This is a genomic window from Chitinispirillales bacterium ANBcel5 (assembly GCA_029688955.1).
Taxonomy (GTDB): domain Bacteria; phylum Fibrobacterota; class Chitinivibrionia; order Chitinivibrionales; family Chitinispirillaceae; genus Cellulosispirillum; species Cellulosispirillum alkaliphilum.
The window spans coordinates 15,648-41,467 of sequence record JARUKZ010000022.1; the positions used below are offsets into that span (position 1 = coordinate 15,648).

Consider the following 25,820-nt stretch of genomic DNA (forward strand, 5'->3'; position numbering starts at 1 on the left):
AGGAGGTGTAAAATGGCTTTGACAACAGATGTTAACAGCCTTTTCAGGCCTCAAAAGGATCCCTATACTGCCAGAGCATCGCTTGAAGGTGGTATGGTCGACCCTTCGACATCAAAGGTTACCGGAGATCGTAATACTGACTTGTTCAGTGAAGCAGATAACGAGCTTGGAAAGGATGACTTTTTACATTTGCTTGTTACACAGCTAAAATACCAGGATCCGCTGAGTCCAATGGAAAATACAGAGTTTGTTGCTCAATTGGCACAGTTTCGTGCACTTGAGAGTAATGATAATATCGAAAAAGCGGTAGGTCAGCTTGATGAATCGTTTAAAAACTCTTTAGATGCTCAGCATTTCATGTCCCAATCTGTTTCAAACTCTTCATCAGTTTCTTTGATTGGCAGAAATGTGCGCATGGCGCAACATGAAATAAGATGGAGTGCACAGGCAGGTAATACAGTTCCGCTTAATGTGCATCTGGGGAATGCGACTGAAGCTACGGTAGAGATTCGGAACGATGAAGGGGAGGTGGTTAGAACTCTCAATGCGACTGACAAGGATTCTCAAAACAGTGTGGCACTTCAGTGGGATGGAACAACTGATCAGGGCACTATTGCAATGAGTGGGAACTACAGTGTTTCTGTTGTAGGGCAGGAAGAAGATCCATCTTTGTATGCCTTTGTTGAAGACGTAGTAGAAGGAATTCGGTTTACACCAACAGGTGCAATTGTTAAGATTGGAGGAGGTGAAATTCCTATTAGTGAGGTTATGGATGTTTCAATTGGAGACAGTGGTGGCGTACATGGACTGAATCCTTCCAATGCTGTTTCTTTGCTTGGTAAACAGGTTACTATGCGTCAGGATAGTATTCTTAGAAGTGGTTCCGGTGATGTAAGTATGGTAAATGTTCAGTCATCTCCAAATCAAAGCTTAACCGTAGAAATACTAAACAGTGAAAATGAGGTGGTAAGAACTCTTCCAATCCATACTGATGGGCTTGGGAAGGCTGTTTTGGCCTGGAATGGAGAAACTACTGGTGGAGAATATGCTGAAGCTGGAACGTATATGCTTCGTTTTGCCGGAATGGAAAACGGTGACGGGACGTATGCTTACAGTGAAGGTACAGTTGATGGAATTTCGAATTTAACAGGAGGTGAACTTAAGTTAAAAGTTGGAAGAAGAGCTGTAGCACTAAGTGAAATTATCGATATCTCCAGCGCTGGCTGGGAGGAGTCGGTATGAACCCGGTAAACATCAGTGATAATGATCTTGCAGGAAGGATTCAGGCACATCGTGCCGGGGTTGTTCAAAAGGGCAGAAGTTATCAGGGAGGTTTACAGAGAACTGAATCTCAAAGCAAGACTGTTTTTGGTGATGTTTTAAAGTCAAAAATTGAGGAAGTAAAATTTTCAGCTCATGCATCATCACGGCTTAAGAGTAGAAAAATAGACATAGGCCCGGAGGTAATGAGCAAGCTTGAAAAAGCTATTTTGGGAGCAGAGCAAAAGGGTGCCAAAGATTCGTTGATTCTTCTCAGCGATCTTGCGTTTATTGTTAATATTCCCAATAAAACTGTCATAACAGCTATGGATGGGGAAAGTATTAGGGATAATGTTTTTACAAATATAGACAGCACGGTGATTGCAGGTTAACAATACCACTGGACCGCTCCATTATGGATTGGATGTGGGAAGTTACAGAACGACAGATGTGACTTTGAGATGTGCAATGCACCGGGCACAAATGGCTTAGGAGGCTGTTATGGTTAGATCGTTATATTCAAGTATAAGTGGCTTGCGTAACAATCAGGTTGCTTTGGATGTGACCGGTAACAATATAGCAAACGTAAATACTGTTGGGTTTAAGGCCGGCCGTATTACTTTTAAAGAATCTATGTCTCAGCTTCTTCAGGGGGCAACTCGACCCGCGGGGAACGCTGGGGGAACAAACCCACTTCAGATTGGGCTTGGAATGTCGATTGGGTCAATCGATAGTATGTTAACACAGGGTAATTTGCAAAGTACAGGACAGATTACAGATCTTGCTTTGGAAGGAAGAGCGTATTTTGCTTATTCCAGTGGTGAGGGTATGTTTTATAGTCGAAACGGTGCATTACAGTTTGATGGAACTGGGCGCCTGGTATCACCAACCAATGGTTTTACGCTTCAGGGAATGATGGCAGATTCAAATGGAGTATATCCTCCTGGAGGGAAAATAGGGGATATAAGAATTCCCTACGGCGATAAAGCTCCTGCAAAAGAAACAACGACCGTTAATTTTGCTTCCAATCTGGAATCCGATTCTCAAGGGTTGGGTACGGTTACTCATACCAATCGCTTTATCGCCAGAGCCGAAGAGAATCATACTTTAACATCATTGTTTGATGAAGATGGCAACAGCCTTGGAATAAGAGATGGCGATGTACTTACCATCGCAGTGGCGGGTGAAACCCCTCAACGTTTTCATGTTAATGAAGTGTCAACCCTTTCTGATTTAAGAGACGAGGTACTTGCTTATCTTAGAGAGCAGGTAAGTGATTTTATAAACGTCGATATTGTGGATGGGGCTCTTACAATTGATGTAGAAGGTGGTGCGGCCATCAATGGTTTGCAGATAACCAACTCAAGACCCGGATCGAATTCACAAGTATCAAACACCTTTTCCTTTCCGCCTACTATCGAATCAGGGCAGGTGGTTTCAAGTTCAGGTATCAGAACTCCCGCTACCCGGGATCATTTGCTTGAAGAGGTATTTGATGCCGCTGGGCAACCTCTGGGGCTTGAGAATGGAGACTCTATTGACATTAACGGTTCTGTAGCAGGTAGTGCTATTTCAACTAACACCGGTATCTATTCTCTTGATCCAGCAGATCCTGAAACAATTACTACTTTAGGTGACCTGATGAATCTTATTCAAGAATCATTCAGATTACCACCTACCGATGGAACGACCGACAATAATCCATCCGTTTCTATAAATGAAGCAGATTCTGATAATGATCGTATACCTGATGGGGCCATTGTTATTCGCGGTCAACCGGAGAGTGCATTTGAGATAACCAGTATTTCAATTTCTGCAACGGATTCCAATAACGAACCACCATCACCCACAAGGTTTAATGCTAATATGGGCTTTACAGAAATTCAAAGAGCCCGCGATACCGGTGTGCACAGTACATCTATAGAAGTATATGATCGATCAGGGGATGCTCACACTCTTACCATGAGCTTCACCCATTCGGGGAACCCCGGAGAGTGGTTGTGGGAAGTAGAGATGGAAGGAGGGCAGGAGATACTTGCCGGAAGCCGAGGCCGGATGACTTTTGGTCAGGATGGCTCACCATCTTCTTTTACCTACGATGATTCAGCAACAGCCTTTCGTTTTGATCCAAATAACGGGTCAAACGTCGTTTCCATCAACCTTAATGTGGGCTCTCCTGGCTCATTTGAAGGAATAACGCAATTTAGGGCTCCGTCCACCACTATGGCAAGAGATCAGGATGGTTACCCCATGGGCAGGCTCCAGGAGGTTTCAATTGATGAAAGTGGAGAGATTACTGGTATTTATACCAATGGTGTGAATAAGTCGATTGCACAGATATATGTAGCTGAGTTTAATAACCCGGCAGGGTTAATGAGGGTAAGTGACAGTATGCTTGCAACCTCCAATAACTCAGGGGAAGCAGTTATGCAAAAACCGGGGGTTGGTTCTTCCACCAAAATTAAACCGGGTGCACTTGAGATGTCTAATGTTGAGTTAGCCACTGAGTTTACCAACATGATAACTACTCAGCGTGGTTATCAGGCGAATGCCAGGGTAATAACCACAAGTGATTCGCTACTTCAGGAGCTTGTGCAACTTGTTCGCTAAACTCTTGTAGAATACAAAATGGGGGAGCAATCCCCCTTTTATGTCGCTTTTTAAAGGGGGTCTGGCAAATACAGGCATAAAAACATTCTTCATAAATCTTTGTTGCAACATCATATACGATAATGATATAATCATTTTCATAATCTGAAAATCAGGCTATGGCCTAAGAAATCAGGAAAGAGAAAAGCTAATGGTTGCACTTATTCGCCTCAATGGTCAGGAATTTGTACTGAACGCTGATTTAATCGAGAGTATTGAATTAACTCCGGATACAATGGTTACTCTAACCAACGGTAGAAAAATTCTGGTTAAAAACAGTATCGAAGAGGTGGTTAGAAAGGTGATAAAATATAAACAGCTCTGCAACAGTGCACTGCAGGTTATTAATCGGGAAGAAAAAGAGTGATGAGCATGGGGCAAATAAACGGTAATGGTTACATCGTTATTGGAATAAGGAGCCACTGAGGATGGATCTGGCAACAATAATTGGATTTACTTGTGCTTTTTTGCTTGTAATTTTCGGGATTAGCCTTCCCAATCTTGCAGCATTCATTGACCCGCCATCTTTGTTTATTGCAATCGGCGGTGCAGTTAGTGCTACTGTGGCTGCATTTCCTGCAAATAAGCTAATTAATTCCATCGGTGTGGTAAAGAATGCGTTCTTTGTGAAAAAAAGTACACCTGTTGATATTATTAAGCAGCTTGTTTCGTTTGCCGAGCAGGCTCGCAGGGAGGGAATCCTGGCACTTGAGGCAAGGGCATTAGAAGTTAAAGATGAGTTTTTGAAGACCGGGATTCAGCTTGCTGTTGATGGAACAGAGCCTGAGCTAATAAAGGACATATTAAGTACAGATATCGCTTTTACTGAATTGAGGCATGAAGAGGGAGCAAAAATTTTTGACTTTTTGGCTGCCATGGGACCCTCATTTGGTATGATCGGGACACTTATAGGGCTTGTTTTAATGCTAGGTAACATGACAGATGTGGAATCTATTGGCCCTAATATGGCGGTTGCTTTGATTACCACCTTTTACGGATCACTGTTGGCCAATGCTGTTTGTTTGCCTATTGTCGAAAAATTAAAGGGGTATTCAAGGCGGGAAATTTTAATAAAAGAGCTTATGCTTGAGGGCATAATGTCTCTTCAGTCCGGTGATAATCCCAGAATTGTTGAACAAAAGCTTACGGCATTTCTTGAGCCGGGGTTACGTGCGGCTGTTATGAAAGAAAAGGGTAAATAAGTGGCCAGAAAGAAAAAAGAAGAACAGGCAAAGGGCGCACCTGCATATATGTCCACCTGGGGTGACATGTGTACTCTTTTACTGTGTTTCTTTGTTATGCTTTTGGCAATGTCAACTATTGATCCGGCTAAGTTTCACGTTGCTGCTTCCTCCTTTCAGAATGCTTTTAGTGGTGTACTTGAATCCCATCCTTCTATACTCATATCAGAAGAAATACTGATACCACGAATGGGAGGTGATGAGCAGAATAAGCGCATGGCCATCGATGCAACAAGGAGAATACGACGCACGATCAGAAGAGAAGGTCTTGAAGATGCAATAAAAGTGGAAGTTACAGAAAGTGGTATAGCCATAAAAATTGCTGACCCGATAGGGTTTGATCTGGGCTGTGCAGAAATTAAACCGGAACTTATATCCACCCTTTATGAAATAGCAAAAACAATAGGTGTGGTAGATGGAACCTTAATAAGGGTAGAAGGGCACACTGATGATCTTCCTATACGTACAGTTCGTTTCCCCTCTAATTGGGAACTATCTGCGGCACGGGCGCTTAATGTTGTTAAGTTTATGGCTGAACGGGGAGGAATCGATCCTGCTCGACTTAGTGCAGTAGGATATGGGGAATTTAGGCCTTTGGTGCCAAATACATCACAGGAAAACAGAAGTATAAACAGAAGAATTGAAATATATGTTGATTATATACAAAGAAATGATGGGTTTCAATGGTAAAACACCGTATTCTCAACCCGGAGTATAAAATATGAATGAGAGAGCGGACACAAATAATGAAGCTACAGAAGATAAGGGTGCAGGCCAGAAAAAGGGAAATAAAGTACTTTTTCTTGGAATTCTTATTGGAATAATTGTACTTAATGCATTTATGGCCTTTTTGCTTTTTCAATTTACCAGGCCCGAAAATCCTGAAGCTCTGGCTGCAAAAGCCCATGCTGATTCTTTGCGAATGGAAGAAAAAAGAGCAACGCTTATGGGGGCCATAGCAGAAGCCGAAATAGAGGTAATTGTTAATATTTCCGGTACCCAGGGTGAGAGATTTTTAAAGGCAGCTATTATATTTGAATATGACGACCGTAAGTACCCAAGATTATCCGAAGAATTAAATCGTCGAGCTCCACGCTACAGGGATTTATTATTAAACCATCTCTCAAAGCTTACTTTATTTGAAGTTACTGAACCACAAGCAAGAGAAAAAATCAGAAAAGATCTGTTAAGACTTGTTAATAATACTCTGCCTGAGGGTGTAGGAGAAGTTCGCGATGTTTTATTTACTCAATATATTATTCAGTAGTTAGGGAGAAACTTGTGAGTGATATTCTTTCCCAAGAAGAAGTAGATGCCCTGCTTAATGCCGTATCAAACGGTGATGATCCTGAATTGGGGTCAGTAGACAGCGAGGAGAATAGTGTAGAGGACAATAGCGGCAGCTACGAGAGTTCTACTGGCTCTGAAAAATCTCTTTTTTTGTACGATTTCAGAAGACCCGACAGGGTTTCAAAAGATCAGATGCGTACGCTTCAGAATTTGCATGAAGGGTTTGCCAGACAGTTTTCCACTTCACTAACAAATTTTCTTAGAACGTTTGTTGAAATAGAGTTGGTTAGCGTTGATCAGCTTACCTATTCAGAATTTGTCATGTCTATTTCTAATCCAAGTTGTATATACGTATTTAAAATGGAGCCTCTTGAGGGGACCGCTATTGTGGAGATAAATCCCTCACTGGTCTTTTTCATAATTGATAGATTGTTTGGCGGTCAGGGCAGGCCTTCAGAGCAAAACAGAGAACTCACTCTTATAGAACGTAATGTGATCCATCGTATTGTTGAGCGTAGTTTAAGCGACCTAAGGGATATTTGGGAGCATATTGGATCATTTAATCCTAAAATTGAAGCCTACGAGACAAACCCGCAGTTTATTCAAATAGCACCGCCGGGGGAGACGGTTATTTTAATCTCACTAGAAGTTCGTATGCAGAATGCTTCTGGTTTGATGAGTATTTGTTTTCCATATCTTTTACTTGAGAGTGTTATAAATAACCTCTCTGGTGACAACTGGATGGCTTCACAAAGCAGTCCCACAGATGAAACAAGAACTATGCTTGAAGAGGAGATGAGGGACATTGATCTAACTCTCTCAACTCTTATTGGAAAAACAAGTTTAAAAATAAGGGACTTGTTACAACTTCAACATGGAGATGTCTTGTGTTTAAATAAACACCAGGATAGTGATCTGATTGTACAGGTTGAAGGTAAAACAAAAATGGCTGGACGTTCGGGTGTTATTGGAAGAAAAAAGGCAGTGAAAATAACTAAAATTCTTGAAGAGGAGGTACCGGGCTGCGATGAGTGATTACCTATCTCAAGACCAAATCGACAGTTTACTGTCCGGTGCAATAAATGAGGATGAAAGCGAAGAATCAAGTTCTCAGGATTCTTCTGTTGAACATTATGCTGCTTTGGCTACAATGTTTGATCTTTTTTGTGAACAAGCAGGGAGTGTTGTTTCAACGGTTTTAAATAAAACCTTTGAAATTACTGCCGAGATGTGTCAAAAGGCAGACTTTTCCACCATTCAGGAAAAGATGAAGGCTGTTGTCGTCTCGCTTTCACTTTCCTTTCGCTCTGGGATTACCGGAGATATGTACCTCATTATGCATAAAAAAGATGTTGCGATGCTCTCTGATCTGATGATGATGGGCGATGGGAGTGCAGATTATAATGAGGATCACAAAGACGCTATAGGTGAGCTCTTTAATCAGGTAATGGGAGCCTTTTCTACTGCTTTAGGTGAACAGATTTCTCAAAGCGTCTCCTGTGGTTCGGTTGAAGTTACGGAGTTTGATCTAGAAGATCCGCCCTTTCCCCCTGATTCTCTCGATATGGCGGTTGCGAAGGTGAAAATTGAGGAGATGCTTGATTCTTATGTGGCACTTCTAATTCCTGAAGAAATTGCCACTCAACTCTCAACTAAATTGCCTTCAGTGGACAGTAGTGAAGAAAATGACAATGTCGGGCTCAATATGGCTGAGCTTGATGAACTTTCCAATGTGGCATCCAATTTTAATGATACCAATGGTGCTGTGGATCAGTTCAGGGAAAGTGCGGTTTCAGGTGCGGCAGTGGAAGGCAGGGAAAATATTGAACTGCTGCTTGATGTTGAGCTTGATGTAAGTATTGAACTTGGGAGATCAAGTATGTCAATAAAAAGAATACTTGATCTTGCTCCCGGAGCAGTGGTGGAACTTGAGAGAATGGCCGGAGAACCGGTGGATCTTCTGGTTAATGATAAAGTAGTTGCCAGGGGTGAGGTTGTTGTGGTTGATGAAAATTTTGGTATACGAATAGTTTCGCTTGTTTCTGCTGAAGATCGGATAAAAAGTTTAAGATAGAAATAATCTGTATAAACTGGAAGGGAATAGATGATTCTTAAAATTGGTGCGGTTTTAGTCATAGTAATTGTATCTGGATTCACTTGTCTTGTTTCAGGTGATCAGGATATTGGAAAATTTGAGATCGATAAAGTGAATCAAGCGATTTCCGGAGTGGGCAATCCGGTAGATAGTGATGGGTATGGTACGGTAGAAATGTCCGACTCGCAGAACAATTATCCATTTGTGGTTATAAGGATTATTGGCTATCTGGTTTTAATTTCTGCCTTAATATTCATTGTTGCCTGGTTTATTCGAAAAGCCGGACTTGCTGGCGCCTCAAGGGTTGGTGGTGGATGTATGGATATTCTTGAAGTTCTCTCCTTTGGACAAAACAGAAATACGATTCTTGTGAGGGTAATGGATACCGTGTATTTACTTGGCCAAACGCCGGGTTCAATTGTATTACTTGAGAAAATTGAAGGACAAAAAGCCATAGATTTAATTGCATCCAGTAAGGGTGGTACTTCAATCGTGCAGTTTAAGGATGCTTTCAATAACTTTTTAGGAAAGATAAAGAAATCATCATGACCATCGGAAAGTTTGTACTGTCTCCCTTATCGATATCGGAAAAGTACAGGGGGGACTTAAATAAAAAAAAGAGAAATATAACCTTTAACTCTTGCAATGTAAAACATGTATTTGTGACCATGATAATCCTACTTGGCCCTGCGATTCATGCCCTTCAGGCACAGACGCTTCCCAGGCTCAGTTTATCGGTTGCAGATACTAACAATCCGGGAGAAGTCGCAGTTGCCCTTCAGGTGTTATTTTTAATTACTATTCTTGCACTTGCGCCCTCTATTCTTATTATGGTGACATCATTTATAAGAATAGTTATTGTGCTGTCATTTTTACGTCGTGCGCTTGGAACTCAGACTATGCCTCCCGATCAAATAATGATAGGTCTGTCTTTGTTTCTCACTTTTTTCGTGATGATGCCTGTTTTCACAGAAATGAATGAAACGGCAATTCAGCCCTATATTGCAGAGGAAATTGAGTGGAAGGATGCGCTTGATGCTGCAAGCAGCCCGATAAGAAATTTTATGTTAAGACAAGTAAGTGAAAAAGATGTAGCTTTGTTTGTGAGGATTTCGGGTATGCCGCCACCCAGAAATGTAGATGACCTTCCATTTGAGGTTATTGTTCCGGCTTTTATAACAAGCGAGTTGAAGACGGGATTTATTATTGGGTTTTTGCTCTTTATTCCATTTCTGGTAATAGATATGATAGTAGCAAGTGTTCTCCTGTCAATGGGTATGATGATGCTTCCACCGGTTATGATTTCTATGCCTTTTAAAATCATCCTTTTCGTTTTGGTGGATGGCTGGCATCTGATTGTACGTCAGTTGATTGTTTCATTCCACTGAGAGGAGGTTACTAGTTATGGAACCATCTGTTGTAGTAGATATAGGACGCCATGCACTCTGGATTACACTTTTGATTTCGGGACCCTTACTTTTGGTTGGACTTTTTATTGGCTTATGTGTGGGAATATTTCAGGCTGTTACTCAAATTCATGAAATGACTCTTACTTTTATTCCAAAAATTCTTGGTATCGTAACTGTACTTATATTACTAATGCCCTGGATGATTTTGAAGCTTATTGAGTACACCTATAGTCTATTTGATCTTATAGGCAGAGTCGGGCGTTGAATGCAGGATCTGGCTTTATCAATTGAACATGTGCAGTATGTTGTGCTGATTTTTGTGCGAATTAGCACAATTATGGCTTTGTTACCTATTTTTGGGGCTAGCTATGTTCCCACACAGCTAAAAGTTGCTTTATCACTTCTACTGTCAATTGCACTCTTTTCGACACTTTTAGCATCAGGACTTCCAGATTTAGCGAGTGAATTTTCCCTGGGAATGTTTATTTTGATGGTTATCAAAGAAGCTGCGGTTGGGTTAGCAATTGGTTTCGCCTCATCTTTTCTCTTTACTGCGGTTCAGTTTGCAGGTCGATTGATTGACACGGAAATGGGGTTTGGTTTTGTTGAGCTTGCTGATCCATTTTCCGGGGACCAGGTAACTGCTCTGGGGCAATTTCAGGTAATTATTTTTACTATTCTGTTTTTACTCTTCAACGGACATTACTTTCTGTTACTATCAATTCAGAGAAGTTTTGATGTTATTCCATTGATGGCGGCCGAATTTAACACCCAGGGGCTTTCAATTCACATAACCTCTATGATCAGCAATATTTTCATACTGGCCATCAGATTATCAGCACCTATTTTTGTAACACTGATTTTAACGGAAATATCAATGGGAATTGTAGCCAGGACCGTTCCTCAAATAAACATTTTCTTTGTTGGGTTACCTCTCAAGGTACTGGTGGGTTTAGGTACTTTATTTATTGCACTCCCGATGCTTGCGGCCCTCTTTAGGAGTATGGTTGACCAACTTATTCAGGATATATGGAGATTGTTGTACCTTATGGCATAACAATGTGATATAATTGTTTCAAGATCGGTTGGTGATTTTAGTCTTTCGGGATGGAAAAAGTAGGTTATGGCTGAAGATACAACAGAAGAAAAATCGGAAGCCCCATCGGAGAAACGGCGACAGGATTCTCGTGAAAAGGGTACTGTAGCAAAGAGTACAGAAGTAAATTCTGTAATGGTACTTTTAACTGCTCTTTTTATGATGCGGCTTACCGGACCCTGGTTAATAGACGAACTTGTCGCTGGTATCAATGAATTCTTTGCCTTTGGCAATGATATTTCAATGAGTGTTGAATTGTGTGTACAAGTGCTTAGAAGTATGATATTTTTGGCCTTAAGAACAATTTTACCAATTGTTGGAAGTATTCTGGTCATAGGAGTAATAGCTAATATAATCCAGATTGGGTTTCTTTTTACATTACAGCCATTAACTCCAAAACTTGAAAAAATCAGCCCATTAAGTGGCGCGAAAAGACTTTTTTCAATGCGTTCACTTGTGGAGTTGATGAAAAATCTCTTTAAACTTATAATTATAGGCACTGTTGCATATTTAACCATACGGGGAGAGTATGACAGGATGCTTGTGCTTTCAGACGCCTCTGTTTTGGTTATCTGGAACTTCATTCTTGAAGTCGCCTTTAAAATGATTCTAAGGGTTGCACTGGTACTAATACTCATTGCTGTTTTGGATTACGGGTACCAGAGATTTGAGCATGAGAAGAAATTAAAGATGACTCATCAGGAAGTAAAGGAAGAGCGTAAGCAGATGGAGGGAGACCCGCAGATAAAATCACGTGTAAGAGCACTGCAAAGGGAAATGGCACGACGTAGAATGATGCAGGAAGTTCCTAAAGCAACGGTAGTTATAACTAACCCAACTCATATAGCCATAGCATTGCGATATGAGCCATCTGAAAGTGAAGCTCCGATTGTTATTGCAAAGGGTAAAAAACATTCAGCAGAAAAGATAAAGCAGCTTGCAAATGAGCACAATGTTCCTATTGTGGAAGATAAACCGCTGGCAAGAGCAATGTATGATAAAATAGAGGTTGGTTTTGAAATACCAATGGAATTTTTTACCGCTGTAGCGGAAATTATGGCATATGTATTTAAGCTCAAAAACAAAAGTGCAGCTTAAAAACAAAGTATAGAATTATAAGATTTGCGGTGAAGAAAAAATAATACTACAATTTAAAAAAGCGCAACTTGTTTATTTTGAGATGATAGTGGAATGAAAACAACAGGAATACCATCTTCGCTTAGTGGGGTTATGAACTCCTCTGTGCTTGGCAAACTTGCCGCACAGCGAGATTTGCTTATAGTTCTTGGTGTGGTCGGAATACTAATAGTAATGGTTATTCCTATTCCAACCATACTTATGGATCTACTTCTCTCTTTAAACCTGTGTCTCGCGCTGATTATTCTTCTTGTATCTATGTACAACAAAGAGGCCCTGGAGTTCTCTGTTTTTCCTTCACTGTTACTAACAGTTACACTATTTAGATTATCCCTTAATGTTGCTACCACCCGTTTGATTCTTAGTCAGGCTGATGCTGGTCAGGTGGTAAGGGTATTCGGTCAGTTTGTAACAAGAGGAAATATGGTGGTGGGATTTATCATATTTCTCATTTTGGTAATCATTCAGTTTGTTGTTATTACAAAGGGCGCTGGAAGAATTGCTGAAGTTGCCGCAAGATTTACATTAGATGCTATGCCAGGTAAACAGATGGCTATTGATGCAGATCTAAATGCCGGATTAATCAACGAAGAGCAGGCAAGAAACCGTCGCACACAGATTGCAAGAGAAGCTGACTTTTACGGGGCAATGGATGGTGCTTCCAAATTTGTCAGAGGGGATGCAATAGCAGGTATTCTTATCACCATAATTAATGTAATCGGTGGTTTTATTATTGGTGTCGCTCAGATGAATTTGGGGTTTGCCGAATCGCTTTCTGTATATACTATGCTAACCATTGGAGATGGACTTGTTTCACAGATTCCAGCCCTGATGATATCAACCGGTGCGGGTATACTGGTAAGTAGAGCTGCTTCTCAAAATGATCTGGGACATGAGATTACTCATCAGCTTTTCTCAAAACCCAAAGTTCTTGGAGTAGCGGGAGGGATGATGTGGTTTTTTGCTGCAATACCAGGGTTTCCAAAAATTCCTTTCATAGTTCTTGGGGCAATCTCATTATCTGTTGCGTATATTGGCTACCAGCGCAATAAAGAGGAACAGAAAAAGTTGCAGGAACCACAGGTAGAAAATGAGCCCCAGGAGGAGAGAGTTGAGGACTATTTACATGTAGATCCCATGGAACTTGAAATAGGCTATGGTCTTATTCCACTGGTGGACGCAAAGCAGGGCGGAGATCTACTGGACCGAATTACGATGATACGACGTCAGTTAGCCACTGAGCTAGGAATAATCATTCCACCCGTGAGGATAAGGGACAATATTCAGATAAAGGCAAGTGAGTACAGGGTTAAGATAAGGACTATCGAAGTAGGTAAAGGTGAATTGATGAGTGGGGCCTACCTTGCAATGGATTCTGGTACAGTAACAAAGAAAATCCGAGGTGTGCAAACTATAGAACCTGCATTTGGACTTCCGGCTCTGTGGATTACTGAAAGTCAAAAAGAAGACGCAGAACTCAATGGATACACAGTTGTAGAGTTACCTGCTGTTCTGGCAACACATCTTACCGAAGTTATCAAACGACACGGTCATGAATTACTTACACGTCAGGATGTAAGAACTCTTATTGATAATGTCAAAGAACACAGTGCTACTGTGGTTGAAGAACTGATACCTGGTTTAATGAGTATAGGTGATATTCATAAGGTTTTACAAAATTTGCTTAGAGAAAAAGTTTCAATAAGGGACCTTGTATTAATCCTTGAGACGCTGGCAAATGTTGCACCTAAGAGTAAAAATCCTGATATATTAACTGAATATGTGAGAAACGCTTTGGCTGCTCAGATATGTGAAACCTGTAAAAGCGAAGATGGAATAGTACCGGTAATTACCCTTGATCCAAACCTTGAGGCGCAATTAGAAGGTGCAATTCAGGAAACCGATGGTGGTATCAGGTTTGCCCTGTCACCTTCAGATGTAAATAGAATTATCTCTGCTTTAACTGAACAGGTCGAATCTGTACGAAAAACAGGAGAATTACCTATTGTTATATGCTCGCCAACTATACGAATACAGCTTAAACGATTGACCGAAACATCTCATCCTGATCTCATTGTGCTTTCATATAACGAAATCGTACCTGGAATTGAAATCAGATCAATGGGAATGATTACACTTGATGGTAAATGATTTGAAAGAAAGAGCAATTAAAGGAAAGATATAAAAATGAGAATAAAAAAATATGTTGCAAAGAGTATGCGGGAAGCATTGCTTCAGATTAAAGATGAACTTGGAGAGGAAGCTATCATTTTAAAAACCAGAAAGATTCCCAAAAAAGTATTTGGGATTGCTGGTCAGGATGAGGTTGAGGTTACCGCTGCTATTGATGATGCAAATGTAAGAAAAGAAAATTTTCCTCCTCTAAGAGTAAATGAACCTGGTACTTATGATCGAAAACCACTGGAAACTTCTTTGAAAAACAGAATCCCACCCCCGGAGTTACCAGAATTAAAAGCAAAGGAAGCCTACACTGGTAGGGTAACTGAAAAGATTACTACCAGGCAGTATCCACCTTTTGAAAGAGCAAAAAAGCAAACTCCGGAACGAGACAATCTCAACAATGAGGGTAAAGAAGAAATTCATGAGCTTCGGGAAAATATTAAAGAACTAAAGGACTTGGTTAAAACAATTCTCAATGATAACACGAGAGCAAAAAAGCACGATAATGTTACTAATAGTGGTATTGGTTGGGAAAAAGTTAAACAAATTTTGTTAAGTTCTGAGGTAAAAGATAATCTTGCCCAAAAGTTAATTGCTTCGATTCAGGAAACCGGTGTATTAAATGGTTCTGAGTTAGAACAGGGCATGGTAAAAGCAATAGGAGCACAGTTTCCGGTATCTGGTCCACTTAGGTTAAAAAAACAAAAACCTTTGGTTGTCGCTTTTGTTGGTCCTACCGGTTCAGGGAAAACTACTACGCTTGCTAAACTTGCAGCACACTGCAAAATAAATAAAAGCAAGGAGGTCTCAATAATTACTGCGGATACTTATAGAATTGCTGCCATTGAGCAGATAAGAATGTTTGCAGATATTGTAAAAGTAGGGCTCCAGGTTGTTTTTTCTCCAGAGGAAGTGGCAGCTGCATTAGAGGTATGTGGAGATGATGATGTAGTGTTTATAGATACAGCAGGAAGAAGTCAGAGAAACACCGAGCATATGAAAGATTTGACCGATCTTATTTCGGTTTTAAGGCCTGATGAAACCCATCTGGTACTTAGCGCAACGACTAAAGATTCTGATCTTATGGAGAATATAAAATATTACCGGTCTCTTGGAGTAAATCGACTTCTTTTTACAAAGCTTGATGAAACTGTAAAACTCGGTAATATTTATAACACTGTTAGTGAAAGTAGAGTACCAGTATCATACCTTACATTCGGACAAAGTGTTCCTGATGATATAGAATTAGCTAAGGCAACAACATTTGTCTCTCGATTAATGGAAGGGTACCGATTTGAATGATCAGGCGCAGAAATTAAGAGAAATTGTAAAAAGCCGGGAGATAATCAGAGGTGAGTCCAGGGTAAACTTCCAAACCCGTCACACTACCTTGCAGCGCTGTAAAACACTTGCTGTAACAAGTGGTAAGGGCGGGGTAGGAAAAAGTACTATTTCGCTGGTTCTTTCTGCATCACTCTCCGCACTTAATAAAAGGGTGTTGTTGTTGGATGCTGATCTGGGGCTTGCAAATGTTCATATTTTAACCGGCATCGCCCCCAAAAAAACGCTTTCACATGTTGTATCAGGTGAATGTGAGCTTGAGGATATTGTGCTTAAAGGGCCGTGTGCGGTAGATATTATACCAGGAGCTTCTGGGCTTGAAGATCTTGCCAATATAGATGCGGCACGATTAGAGAAACTGCGCCATGACTTCCTAAACCTTGAAAGCAGATATGATTATATGGTTACCGATACAGGTGCTGGCATAGGATCAACAGTTATACAATTTGCATCTAATGCAGATAAAGTGATTCTGGTGATGTCTGCAGACCCCACATCTTTAGCAGATGCATACGCCATGGTTAAAGTATTATATGAACGAGGTAACAGAGAGATCGCAGTACTAGTGAATATGGTTGGTTCTGATAGGGAAGGTATTGAAACATTTGACAGGCTCAATGCATTAGTGATAAAATTCTTAAAGACGCCTGTTGAGCTTATTGGCGTACTGCTCAATGATGGAGAAGTGCGTAAGAATATTAGGGCTCAGAGAATGCCATTAGCGCTTAAATCGCGTAACCGGTTTTTTTTGAGAACGGCTGCGTTGGGAAGAAAGATCAGCGGTGTTAAAACAGTTCAGGGGAAAACCAGTTTTTTCTCAAAACTGCTGGGTGCTTAGTCTACGCTCTTCAAGTGGGGAATTTAGAGTGGTAGAAATAGTAATGAACACTTTGAGAGGCAGATATGATTCTTTGGATTAAACGATTTGCTTGGGTTATTTCTGTAAGCGTGTTCTTTGCTACACTACTTATAAGTATGGATTTTTCGAACTTTTTTAATCTGGCAAACGTTTTAGGGGCTGTAATAAAAGCTATGATTGCAGCTTCTTTTTTCTGGTTTGTGGGATTTATTTTTGGTGATATCTTTGTAAAAGGGTTAATCGGTGATATCCCCTTTGATAAAAAAAATCTGGTAGAAGGAGGGTTACTTCAAAATGTAACTACTCTGCAATTGCGCTTGCAGCAGAATGAATCAGAGATAAAATATATGGATACAGTAGATCCTAAGGGGAAAAAGGGAAAACGTAAGAGAAAGAAAAAAGCTTCTTAAACCATATATGTGGTTTAAGAATTGGGAGTATTGGGCTGAAACTCCATATCTTGCATTAAGAGGTTGCAATGTCGAACATTGATAAATTATGGTGTGAATTCAAACAAAACGGTTCAAAGATAGCAAAAGATAAATTGCTGCTTGAATATGCACATTTGGTAAAGTATGTAACCCATCGGATAGCACTCAATTTACCACCTTCTGTTGATCGTGATGATCTTACGAGTGCTGGAATAATGGGACTTATAAAAGCAGTTGAAACTTTCGACCCTGAGCGGGGATTTAAGTTTGAAACATATGCCGGGCATAAGATACGCGGTGCAGTTTTAGACCAATTGAGAGCACTTGATTGGGTTCCTCGATCGGTTCGTCAAAAATCACGTGATTTACAACGAGTATTTACCAAACTTGAAAACGAGTTGGGAAGAGCTCCTTATGATGATGAAGTCTGTGAGGAGTTGGGGATTGGAATCAAAGAGTATGAGGAGATGCTCTCAGAGGTTACCCCCACAACAATCATTTCCCTTGAAGAGGCTATGCCCGACGGTGGCTCAGATTCAAAAGAAATACGTATAATCGATACCATTGAAGACCCTGGTAGTGAAAATCCACTGAAAGAACTGGGGTTTACTGAGGTGAAAAATGTTCTTAAAGAAGCAATATCTAATCTCGTTGAAAAAGAAAAATTGGTTATTGCACTTTATCACTATGAAGAGCTTACTTTAAAGGAAATTGGTGTGGTGCTGGATTTGACCGAATCGAGGGTGAGCCAGATACACTCAAAAGCTATACTTAAACTTCGCTCCAAATTACTTCAGAAAATAAATGCCTGAAGCGTTTGAGCAGGAGAGATGATTATGAGTGGGGTAGATGTACACATCTCTATCAATAATGCTCCGCAGATTGAACGGCATCAGTCTGAAAACAAACAAACTCCGCTTGTTTATCAGGATCAAAATCAAAACATTTCAAAACGTCAAATTGAAAAACGTATTAGAATGCCTGTTGCTCCTGAAGAGACAGTTGGTAAAAAGATAGATCCAAAAAACAGAAAAGATGATGAAAAAAAACAAAAAAAACGCTCCCAAAGTAAGACGGTAAAGAGGAGAAAAAAACGTAGAAAACCAAACAATGGTGGTTTTTTCGTCGATACTGAAGCGTAGTTTCGAGCATACATTACTTAGGAACTGAAACAATAGGTTTGGAATAGAAAAGATGGACTCAACATATTCAGAATATAGCAGAAAAGGACCGAACCCCTCTGATACTTCACGCATCAAGAGAATTACTCAGAGTATTATAGGGCTTCCAACCCTACCCACAGTGATCTCCAAGATGCTGGAGATGATTGATAATCCACGAACATCAGCAACAACTCTGGCCCGATTAATTTCTACAGACCAGTCGTTAACCGCAAAAATTCTCAAACTGGCCAATAGTGCTTACTATGGTTTTTCAAGAGAAATTTCTACCGTAAATATGGCAATTGTTGTGCTTGGTTTCAACACAGTTAAAGAGATGGGGTTGTGGTTGTCGGTGTTTGATGTTTTTAAGCGCGCTTCAAACAGTAGTGGTGATTTTGATGCCGCGAGTTTCTGGGAACACTCAGTGGCCTGTGGAGTTGCAGCTCGTATGATTGCCAGAACTAATCAGTCACGCTTTGCCGCTGAAGCATTTGTAGCAGGTCTGTTACATGATATTGGAAAAATAATCCTGAACCAATATTTCAATGCTGAATTTAACCAGGTGTTAAACCGTGCTGAACAGTGCTCGTTTGAAGAAGCTGAAAAGGAAGTGATCGGTACGACTCATGGAAGAATAGGCGCATGGTTAACAGAAAAGTGGAATCTGCCATCAATTATCTCTCAAACAATATTGCATCACCATACCCCCTGGAATGCTGGAGCAGATAAACATTTTGTTGCCATGGTCACTCTTGGGGATCTTATTTGCCATCTTACCTCAATTGGCAACTCCGGGCGCTTTTCGGCACCCCCTTACGATGAAAGGCTGTGGAATATATTCATGAAGGCCGGTATTGGTGTCGATGAACCTGATCTTGAAAGGCTTCAAACAGATTTTCTGGCTGAGTATGATAGATCTGAGGTTTTTCTTTCCTTGATCCATGATTCTGCTGAAAGAAGGAATGTCTGATTGTTTGCAGCACAATAAGCAACTCTCAATGACGTAATTTGATGTGCATCTCACAAAGAGAGTAATATAGATTTTTTCGGTTCCAATGGCTATATTTGATGTATACACCTCAGGATCTGAGAGCCCTTTTCTGGAGGAACACGGGTATTATGAAACGTTTAATCTCTCTTTTTAGTATTGCACCTACACTTTTATTGCTAAGCGGATGCTACACGCAGTTTCTACGGACTGATTCAACCCATGCACCCCAAACTAAGATGGTCGTGAATTCAGAGGGAGACAGTGTAAAAGTGGTGCGTCAGGTTGATACTATTACCACCACTGACAGAGAAATATGCGTATGGCAACGAGATATTGCAGGCTATCCAAGACTTCGTTGTTTTAGATCAAACTATACACAAAACTGGCATTTTTATCAGAACCTACCATGGTGGTACAGAAATAATCCACAGTGGGGAGATTACGATCGGTGTCCTCCATTTTATTACTTTGATTACAGAAGTGGAACCTGCAGATATATCGGTTCAACCCGGCCTCCGGTAAGAAGAGATGGCGCTGGTGGTTCATCGCCTGAAGAAAAACAACCGTCTGAACTACCACCACCACGATCCCGTACCCCCGGTCTTGAAGGAGCTGAGTTACCTGCTTCAGATAACAGCTCAACTACCCGCTCCTCTTCTGCATCAACGACTTCAGAGGAAGAATCAGTGCAAACATATCCTAATGTGCCCAAAAGGCGCTCTGACAGTGCGAGCAGTTCCTCCTCAGAATCTGCTCCGGTGGACACAACTCTTAGTCCTGAACAAATTATGGGTCGCAATCCGAGGAGTTTCTGATGATTAAAAAAGCGATAGTTTTAGTTATTATTGTAACCAGTTTGTTTTCTCACTCCTATGGCTCAGATAGTTATCCAGTTATGGGTTTAGTTGGAAGGCATTATGGGGTTGGTTCAAGAGCATTTTCCTTTGCAAATAACTTCACCGCTATTTCCAACGATCTGTCGGCTTTATACTGGAATCCCGCCGCACTATCGTTTTTACCAGTGCGGGAATTTCAGATTTCGGTTGATGGTTTCAGGACTTCAGGAGAATTTCAACTCAATAGAAACTCAGTTACAGATTACCATGAACGAATAAAGCTTACTAATGCAGGTTTGATGGGCGCGCTCCCAACTATACAGGGTGGCTTTACAATGGCTGCTGCTTACCAAAATCCTTTTGTCTTTGATGATTTCGCCACCTACAGTGGGGCTTTCAAAAGAGATGGTTTAAATGAAACCACTGACGCCAAGATATCAAGATATGGTGGGCTAAGAATGTGGAGTAGTGGATTTGGTGTTCAGGTTGCTCCTAACGTTGGTGCCGGGGTTAGTGTGTCACTAATCAGGGGTAATTACCAAATGAGTGAATCAAGAGAAATGGTGGTTGTGGAAGATTCAAGCAGTAACTCAATTACGGGAAAAAGAGAAGGTTCCTACCAGGGGTATGATCTAAGAGGTGGATTAATGTATAACTTTGATGATGTGTTTCGCCTGGGAATGCGCATAGTAATACCGCAGAGAATAAGGTTTGTGGAAAGAGTTAATGAAATTTATCGAGACAATAAAACAAAACAGGATATTCGATATAACTATGAAGTCAGAAAGAGACTCCATTCACCATTGTCAGGAGCTATGGGTGCCGCTCTGACTCTACCCTATTTTACCGTTACTACGGAGGGAAGGTTTAAGTTTCCTTATACGTATATTTTCCCTAATGATGATATTCCTGATGGTAATCAGGCCAGGCGTTTTATTTTCGGAGGAGGAGTAGGGGTAGAGGTACCACTTACTGTGGTTCCAATTATTTTACGAGGCGGCTATTCCTATGATATGTATGATCTCTATCCGTATGTAGAAGTGGCGCGGGGGGCCTCCAGAAAATGGGAAAGGGATGATGTAAAAGTAGAAAGAAATCTTCAGAGCTTTGCGGTTGGAATGAGCCTGGTAACAAAGAATACAGCATTTGAACTGGGGTATGGGTTCCAAACCTGGGCTTTGGTTTCAAATAGAATACTTGAACAGGATTACAATGATCACCGCCTCACTACCACCTTTAGCGTGAGGTATTAAGGATAATTGATGAAAAAAATCAAAGCCTATACTGATGGAGCCTGCTCCGGAAATCCGGGGCCAGGGGGTTATGGTGTCATTCTTAAATACAATGGCCACCAAAAAGAACTATCTGCCGGTTACAGTAATACTACAAACAACCGTATGGAACTGTTAGGCGTAATTGTTGCTTTAGAGACACTGAAAGAACCGTGTGATGTTACAGTAGTTACCGATTCTCAGTATATTGTGAATGCGGTTCAGAAAGGGTGGGCACGAAAGTGGCGCTCAATGGGTTGGATGCGAAACAAAAAGGATCCTGCTTTAAACCCTGATTTATGGGAAAAACTACTGAAGCTTTTAGAAAAGCATAATGTAACGTTTGAATGGGTAAGGGGGCACAATGGACACCCTGAAAATGAACGATGCGATGAGTTGGCTGTAAAAGCAGCTTCAATGCCCAATCTTAAACCTGATCCCGGGAGGTGATCTGAAGTGAAGAGGGTCAAAGTAGTGCCGTTACTTGTTCCCCCAGATAATTATACCTACCTGCTTGTTTGTGAAAAACGAGCGTTAGCGATAGATGTAACCAATGCACAGGCTCTACTTTCTTTAATAGAAAATCAGGGTGTTACACTAGATTACATTCTAAGCACTCATCACCATAGCGATCACACCCTGGGAAATGTAGAGGTGAAGAAAGCTACTGGGTGTAAAATTCTGGGATTAGATGAAAGAATACCGGGAATAAGTAAGGTGTTAAGTGATGGCGAAGTGGTACAATTTTGTTCAGAAGAAATAAGGACGCTTCATGTACCCGGTCACACAAAACACCAGGCTGCTTTTTATCTGCCATCACAAGGGCAACTTTTTACAGGTGATACTCTTTTTGGAGCTGGCTGTGGGAGATTATTTGAATGTGGTCCCGAAAAGATGTACTCATCACTCCTTATGCTCTCTAAACTCCCGGAAGAAACAAGTGTGTATTTCGGACATGAATACACAAAGGAAAATCTCGATTTTGCTTCTGCTATCGAACCGCAAAACCCCGATATCGTTAAGCGCCTTTTGGTTGAAAACGATCGCTTATCAGCTAATAAATACACCACACCTTCGACTATAGCGCTGGAAAAAAGCACCAACCCGTTTCTTAGATGTAATGAACAGTCTGTTCGTAGAGAGTTAGATATGGTGGGGAGATCACCAGTGGCGGTATTTACAGAACTTAGAAAGCGTAAGGACAAGTGGTAAATGGGGTAGGGAGGTGAAATCTGATTACACCTGTACCGAAACCCGTTTATCCCCACGATGAATACAATGTGCTTATATCAGCGTTGATATTTTAATCAATAGAAAGTATTAAGAAATTCTCACTCTTATATATTCAGCAAGCTCTCTTAAGATAATCCCTTTTTCACCGAGAAACTCGATTTCATTCCACGCGTCTTCGATTAATTTTTTGGCATACACTTTTGACTGTTCTAAGCCCCATACTGCAGGGAAAGTGGCTTTTCCTCTCTCTTTATCGCTTCCGGCGTCTTTCCCCAGTTGCTCGGTGGTGCTTTCTACATCAAGTATATCATCGACTACCTGGAACGCCAGACCTACTGAATTCCCATACGAGGTTAGTTTTTCGAGTGTATGGTTAGAGGCTCCGGCAAGAATTGCCCCCACCCGAACAGATGCTTTAATTAAAGCAGCAGTTTTATTATTGTGAATGTATTCTACTATGTCTTTGGTGACTGTTTTTCCTTCAGATTCAATATCTACAACCTGGCCACCGATCATTCCTCTGGTACCAAGCGCCTTTGCAATCTCCTGAATAATTTCAATTTTTCCAGTTGTTGCTAGCACTTCAAAAGCAAGAATGCAAAGGGCATCTCCGCCCAGCACCGCAGTAGCTTCATCAAAAGCTTTGTGTGCTGTTGGTTTTCCTCTTCTGAAATCATCATCATCCATACAAGGAAGATCATCGTGAATCAGGGAAAAGGTATGAAGCATCTCGATGGCAGCTGCAGCTTTGAGCACATTTTCATCACCAAAACTTCCACCAGAGGCTTCGTGCGCAGCGATCACCAGGCAAGGGCGAACCCTTTTCCCGCCGGCAAAACTGCTGTAACGCATGAGTTTGTGTATGGAAGTAGGATACATATCCTCTGGTGGGAGAATCCTCTGGAGAGTAAAATCGGTTGCTTCACATGCTTTTTTGATATACTTTTTTAGCTCATCCATCAACTTCTTCTCCCTCGATAAAAGATTGTAGCGTTACCCCTGATACCTTGGTAACCCATTTACCATTTTCATCCTTTAACAGCTCCTTTAGTTTGCCCTGAGCATTTTTCAGGTGGCTGTCACAATGACGCATAAGGCTTATCCCGTTTTCAAAGTGTTCCAGAGCCTTATCAAGTGTTAGATCTTCTCTCTCAAGTTGCTCAATAACACTTTCCAATTCACAAAGTGCTTCTTCAAAACTTCTATTTATCTTATTTTTTTCTTTCATATACTAAAATTCCTGAAAATCGTCTAACATTTATATCCAAAAATTAATAATTCACTTAAGAATTGTCAAAATTCTGAGCGTTGCTTATGTTACGATTTGAGCTTAGTTTTTCAATTTTTGCTTGTGCTGTACCATCCATAAATGTAATAGATACATTTTCGTTTTCCTTAAGCTCTTTGCAGCTGCGAATCGATTTACCCTTTTGATTGCGGGTAACACTGTATCCACGTTCTAAAACAGAAAGAGGGCTGAGTGAATGCAGTTTTGAACCTGCAGTACTTAATCTCAAAGAAAAATCTCTCATACAGCTTTTTATTGCTTTATGGTAACGTCCTTCTGCGTCATCAAGGCTCTGTCGGGAATCTTCGAGAATGCGAAATGGTTTAGATAGAGCCGAAGAGCAAATCGCCCGGTTATAGCGCTGAGTATTTTGCGAATAAAATTTTGCAAAGTTATTGATCAGGCGCTTGGAACAGGCTCTAAAATATCGCTCATTCTCCTGATTATCAGCTACAGCATGCTCTGCTGCTGCTGAAGGGGTAGGGGCTCTCATATCTGCTACGAAATCACAAATGGTAAAATCGATTTCATGACCTACCGCAGAGATGACAGGGATTTTCGATTCAAATACAGCTCTTGCAACGTTTTCATCGTTAAAAGCGCTAAGGTCTTCTGCTGAGCCGCCCCCTCTACCAACAATTATGCAATCTACCTGATTATACTCATTCATGTTTTTAATTGCTTCTGTGATTTCAAAGGGAGCACTCATACCCTGAACACTTACATTCAAAAGAACAATGTCGGTTTGAGGTGCACGATGCGATACGACTCTCACTATATCCTGTAGGGCGGCACCTTTTTTACTTGTAATAATACCAAGGGTTTTAACGGTATCAGGGAGTGACTTTTTATGCTTCTGATCGAAAAACCCTTCCTTTTTAAGCTTCTGTTTGAGTTTTTCAAAAGCAATGCTTTGTTTTCCCTGTCCCACCTGCACCATTTTGTGGATGTCAAGTTGGTAGTATCCGCCCCGTTGAAAAACTTTAATGGAAGCTATTACCACTACCGCCATTCCGTCTTCAGGGGTGAAGGGGAGTTTAGCAGCATTGGAACGCCATATAACAGCTGGTATCTGGCTCTGCTCGTCTGTGAGGCGAAGGTAACAATGCCCACTGGAAGCTGCTTTCCAGTTACTTATCTCACCCTCTGCCCACACCAGATTATTGCCCCCTTCAATGATAGAAGCGATGGTACTGTTTATTTCAGTTATGGTGTAGGGTTGTTCTAACTCAGAAGGTGGGAAAAAGGAATTAAAAATCATGGTAATGAAAGCCGTTCAAAAATCCGTGAAATAGAGAGTGCTTTTCCGGTGTCATCATCTGCATCAATGATTACACCATTAATCATAGGTGAACTATTTGATGGTTCGAAACGTGCGTAAGTTTGAAGCAAAAAGCGTTTTATTACACCCTCTGGTTTCATTCCAATACAGGAATTTTCCGGTCCAGTCATTCCTACATCAGTAATAAAGGCTGTACCACCAGGAAGTATATGTTCATCAGCAGTTTGCACATGAGTATGTGTGCCAACAACAGCAGTAGCAAGTCCGTCAACATGCCAGGCAAGGGCTATTTTTTCGCTGGATGCTTCAGCATGAAAGTCAACAAATATTATTGGAGTAGTTTCACGTAACTCTTTTATTGCTGCTTTACCCATACGAAAAGGACAATCAAGAGTTTCATGGAAAAATGTTCTACCCTGAAGATTAACCACACCAATACTTCTGCCATCCTCAAGGGTAAAAAGTGTCGTTCCCTTGCCTATATTACCCGGAGGGTAATTGTGCGGTCTTAGAATAGCAGGGTGATCCATGAATATTTTGTCGTTATCGGGTATTGCAAAAGAGTGATTGCCGCCAGTGATAACGTGTACCCCATATTTTCTGAGTTTTTTAAAAAGATTTGCTGTTATGCCTCTGCCACCGGCGGCATTTTCGCCATTGGCAATACATACATCAACACTGTTGTCATCAATAAGTGAGGAGAGCCTTTCTGCAAGTGCTCTCCTGCCTGGGTTTCCAAAGATGTCGCCGATAAAGAGGATTCTCAT

General features: G+C 41.0%; 29 protein-coding genes. 25 read left to right on the forward strand and 4 right to left on the reverse strand.

Annotated elements, in window-relative coordinates; genetic code table 11:
- Positions 1-12 precede the first annotated feature (12 nt).
- The 25 genes from QA601_12220 to gloB all read left to right on the forward strand — a co-directional run bounded on the left by QA601_12220 (position 13) and on the right by gloB (position 22,462).
- Positions 13-1,242 carry a FlgD immunoglobulin-like domain containing protein gene (locus QA601_12220; protein ID MDG5815848.1) on the forward strand — a complete coding sequence of 410 codons (1,230 nt, stop codon included), beginning with the start codon at positions 13-15 and terminating at the stop codon, positions 1,240-1,242.
- The gene (locus QA601_12225; GenBank protein ID MDG5815849.1) at positions 1,239-1,652 is read left to right on the forward strand and encodes a TIGR02530 family flagellar biosynthesis protein; all 414 of its coding nucleotides are present in this window, start codon (positions 1,239-1,241) and stop codon (positions 1,650-1,652) included. The genes QA601_12220 and QA601_12225 overlap by 4 nt, the downstream gene beginning before the upstream one ends.
- Before the next feature lie 109 nt (positions 1,653-1,761).
- Entirely contained in the window at positions 1,762-3,870 is a 2,109-nt protein-coding gene (locus tag QA601_12230) for a flagellar hook-basal body complex protein (protein ID MDG5815850.1), read from the forward strand.
- Positions 3,871-4,060: 190 nt separating this feature from the next.
- Entirely contained in the window at positions 4,061-4,276 is a 216-nt protein-coding gene (locus QA601_12235) for a flagellar FlbD family protein (protein ID MDG5815851.1), read from the forward strand.
- A gap of 61 nt (positions 4,277-4,337) precedes the next feature.
- The gene (locus tag QA601_12240) at positions 4,338-5,111 is read left to right on the forward strand and encodes a motility protein A (protein MDG5815852.1); all 774 of its coding nucleotides are present in this window, start codon (positions 4,338-4,340) and stop codon (positions 5,109-5,111) included.
- Positions 5,112-5,840, forward strand: coding sequence for a flagellar motor protein MotB (locus QA601_12245; protein ID MDG5815853.1), 729 nt, complete (start codon positions 5,112-5,114; stop codon positions 5,838-5,840).
- Between the two features lie 31 nt (positions 5,841-5,871).
- Entirely contained in the window at positions 5,872-6,417 is a 546-nt protein-coding gene (locus QA601_12250; GenBank protein ID MDG5815854.1) for a flagellar basal body-associated FliL family protein, read from the forward strand.
- 14 nt (positions 6,418-6,431) lie between these two features.
- Positions 6,432-7,475 (forward strand): flagellar motor switch protein FliM, encoded by a 1,044-nt coding sequence (gene fliM, locus QA601_12255; GenBank protein MDG5815855.1) that lies wholly within the window; start codon positions 6,432-6,434, stop codon positions 7,473-7,475.
- Positions 7,468-8,514: a flagellar motor switch protein FliN gene (fliN, locus tag QA601_12260; GenBank protein MDG5815856.1), complete on the forward strand. Its 1,047-nt coding sequence runs from the start codon at positions 7,468-7,470 to the stop codon at positions 8,512-8,514. Before fliM ends, fliN begins: the two co-directional genes overlap by 8 nt.
- A gap of 30 nt (positions 8,515-8,544) precedes the next feature.
- Positions 8,545-9,084 carry a flagellar biosynthetic protein FliO gene (locus tag QA601_12265; GenBank protein ID MDG5815857.1) on the forward strand — a complete coding sequence of 180 codons (540 nt, stop codon included), beginning with the start codon at positions 8,545-8,547 and terminating at the stop codon, positions 9,082-9,084.
- Positions 9,081-9,923 carry a flagellar type III secretion system pore protein FliP gene (fliP, locus tag QA601_12270; GenBank protein ID MDG5815858.1) on the forward strand — a complete coding sequence of 281 codons (843 nt, stop codon included), beginning with the start codon at positions 9,081-9,083 and terminating at the stop codon, positions 9,921-9,923. Before QA601_12265 ends, fliP begins: the two co-directional genes overlap by 4 nt.
- 16 nt (positions 9,924-9,939) lie before the next feature.
- On the forward strand, positions 9,940-10,209 hold the full coding sequence (gene fliQ / locus QA601_12275; GenBank protein MDG5815859.1) for a flagellar biosynthesis protein FliQ: 270 nt from the start codon (positions 9,940-9,942) through the stop codon (positions 10,207-10,209).
- Positions 10,210-11,001, forward strand: coding sequence for a flagellar biosynthetic protein FliR (gene fliR, locus QA601_12280; GenBank protein ID MDG5815860.1), 792 nt, complete (start codon positions 10,210-10,212; stop codon positions 10,999-11,001).
- A gap of 66 nt (positions 11,002-11,067) precedes the next feature.
- Complete coding sequence (gene flhB / locus QA601_12285) at positions 11,068-12,138, forward strand: flagellar biosynthesis protein FlhB (protein ID MDG5815861.1); 1,071 nt, start codon at positions 11,068-11,070, stop codon at positions 12,136-12,138.
- 93 nt (positions 12,139-12,231) lie between these two features.
- Positions 12,232-14,328: a flagellar biosynthesis protein FlhA gene (gene flhA / locus QA601_12290; protein ID MDG5815862.1), complete on the forward strand. Its 2,097-nt coding sequence runs from the start codon at positions 12,232-12,234 to the stop codon at positions 14,326-14,328.
- 36 nt (positions 14,329-14,364) lie between these two features.
- A complete protein-coding gene (gene flhF / locus QA601_12295) occupies positions 14,365-15,660 on the forward strand; it encodes a flagellar biosynthesis protein FlhF (protein ID MDG5815863.1) in 1,296 nt (431 codons plus the stop codon).
- On the forward strand, positions 15,653-16,537 hold the full coding sequence (locus QA601_12300) for an AAA family ATPase (GenBank protein MDG5815864.1): 885 nt from the start codon (positions 15,653-15,655) through the stop codon (positions 16,535-16,537). Before flhF ends, QA601_12300 begins: the two co-directional genes overlap by 8 nt.
- A 65-nt stretch (positions 16,538-16,602) precedes the next feature.
- Positions 16,603-16,968: a hypothetical protein gene (locus QA601_12305; protein ID MDG5815865.1), complete on the forward strand. Its 366-nt coding sequence runs from the start codon at positions 16,603-16,605 to the stop codon at positions 16,966-16,968.
- A 68-nt stretch (positions 16,969-17,036) separates the two neighbouring features.
- Complete coding sequence (locus QA601_12310; protein MDG5815866.1) at positions 17,037-17,801, forward strand: FliA/WhiG family RNA polymerase sigma factor; 765 nt, start codon at positions 17,037-17,039, stop codon at positions 17,799-17,801.
- Between the two features lie 24 nt (positions 17,802-17,825).
- Positions 17,826-18,131, forward strand: a complete 306-nt coding sequence (locus tag QA601_12315) for a hypothetical protein (protein ID MDG5815867.1) — start codon at positions 17,826-17,828, stop codon at positions 18,129-18,131.
- A gap of 52 nt (positions 18,132-18,183) precedes the next feature.
- Positions 18,184-19,122, forward strand: coding sequence for an HDOD domain-containing protein (locus QA601_12320; GenBank protein ID MDG5815868.1), 939 nt, complete (start codon positions 18,184-18,186; stop codon positions 19,120-19,122).
- Between the two features lie 149 nt (positions 19,123-19,271).
- Positions 19,272-19,958 carry a hypothetical protein gene (locus QA601_12325; protein MDG5815869.1) on the forward strand — a complete coding sequence of 229 codons (687 nt, stop codon included), beginning with the start codon at positions 19,272-19,274 and terminating at the stop codon, positions 19,956-19,958.
- The gene (locus tag QA601_12330) at positions 19,958-21,232 is read left to right on the forward strand and encodes a hypothetical protein (protein ID MDG5815870.1); all 1,275 of its coding nucleotides are present in this window, start codon (positions 19,958-19,960) and stop codon (positions 21,230-21,232) included. Before QA601_12325 ends, QA601_12330 begins: the two co-directional genes overlap by 1 nt.
- Positions 21,233-21,241: 9 nt before the next feature.
- Complete coding sequence (rnhA, locus tag QA601_12335; GenBank protein ID MDG5815871.1) at positions 21,242-21,700, forward strand: ribonuclease HI; 459 nt, start codon at positions 21,242-21,244, stop codon at positions 21,698-21,700.
- Between the two features lie 6 nt (positions 21,701-21,706).
- Positions 21,707-22,462: a hydroxyacylglutathione hydrolase gene (gloB, locus tag QA601_12340; protein MDG5815872.1), complete on the forward strand. Its 756-nt coding sequence runs from the start codon at positions 21,707-21,709 to the stop codon at positions 22,460-22,462.
- Positions 22,463-22,570: 108 nt separating this feature from the next.
- On the opposite strand, the gene QA601_12345 is transcribed toward gloB, so the two are convergent.
- The 4 genes from QA601_12345 to QA601_12360 are packed head-to-tail and all read right to left on the reverse strand — an operon-like array spanning position 22,571 to position 25,820.
- Positions 22,571-23,443, reverse strand: coding sequence for a polyprenyl synthetase family protein (locus QA601_12345; protein ID MDG5815873.1), 873 nt, complete (start codon positions 23,441-23,443; stop codon positions 22,571-22,573).
- Entirely contained in the window at positions 23,436-23,711 is a 276-nt protein-coding gene (locus tag QA601_12350; GenBank protein ID MDG5815874.1) for an exodeoxyribonuclease VII small subunit, read from the reverse strand. Before QA601_12350 ends, QA601_12345 begins: the two co-directional genes overlap by 8 nt.
- Positions 23,712-23,766: 55 nt before the next feature.
- Entirely contained in the window at positions 23,767-25,032 is a 1,266-nt protein-coding gene (gene xseA / locus QA601_12355) for an exodeoxyribonuclease VII large subunit (GenBank protein ID MDG5815875.1), read from the reverse strand.
- Positions 25,029-25,820, reverse strand: a complete 792-nt coding sequence (locus QA601_12360) for a TIGR00282 family metallophosphoesterase (GenBank protein ID MDG5815876.1) — start codon at positions 25,818-25,820, stop codon at positions 25,029-25,031. Before QA601_12360 ends, xseA begins: the two co-directional genes overlap by 4 nt.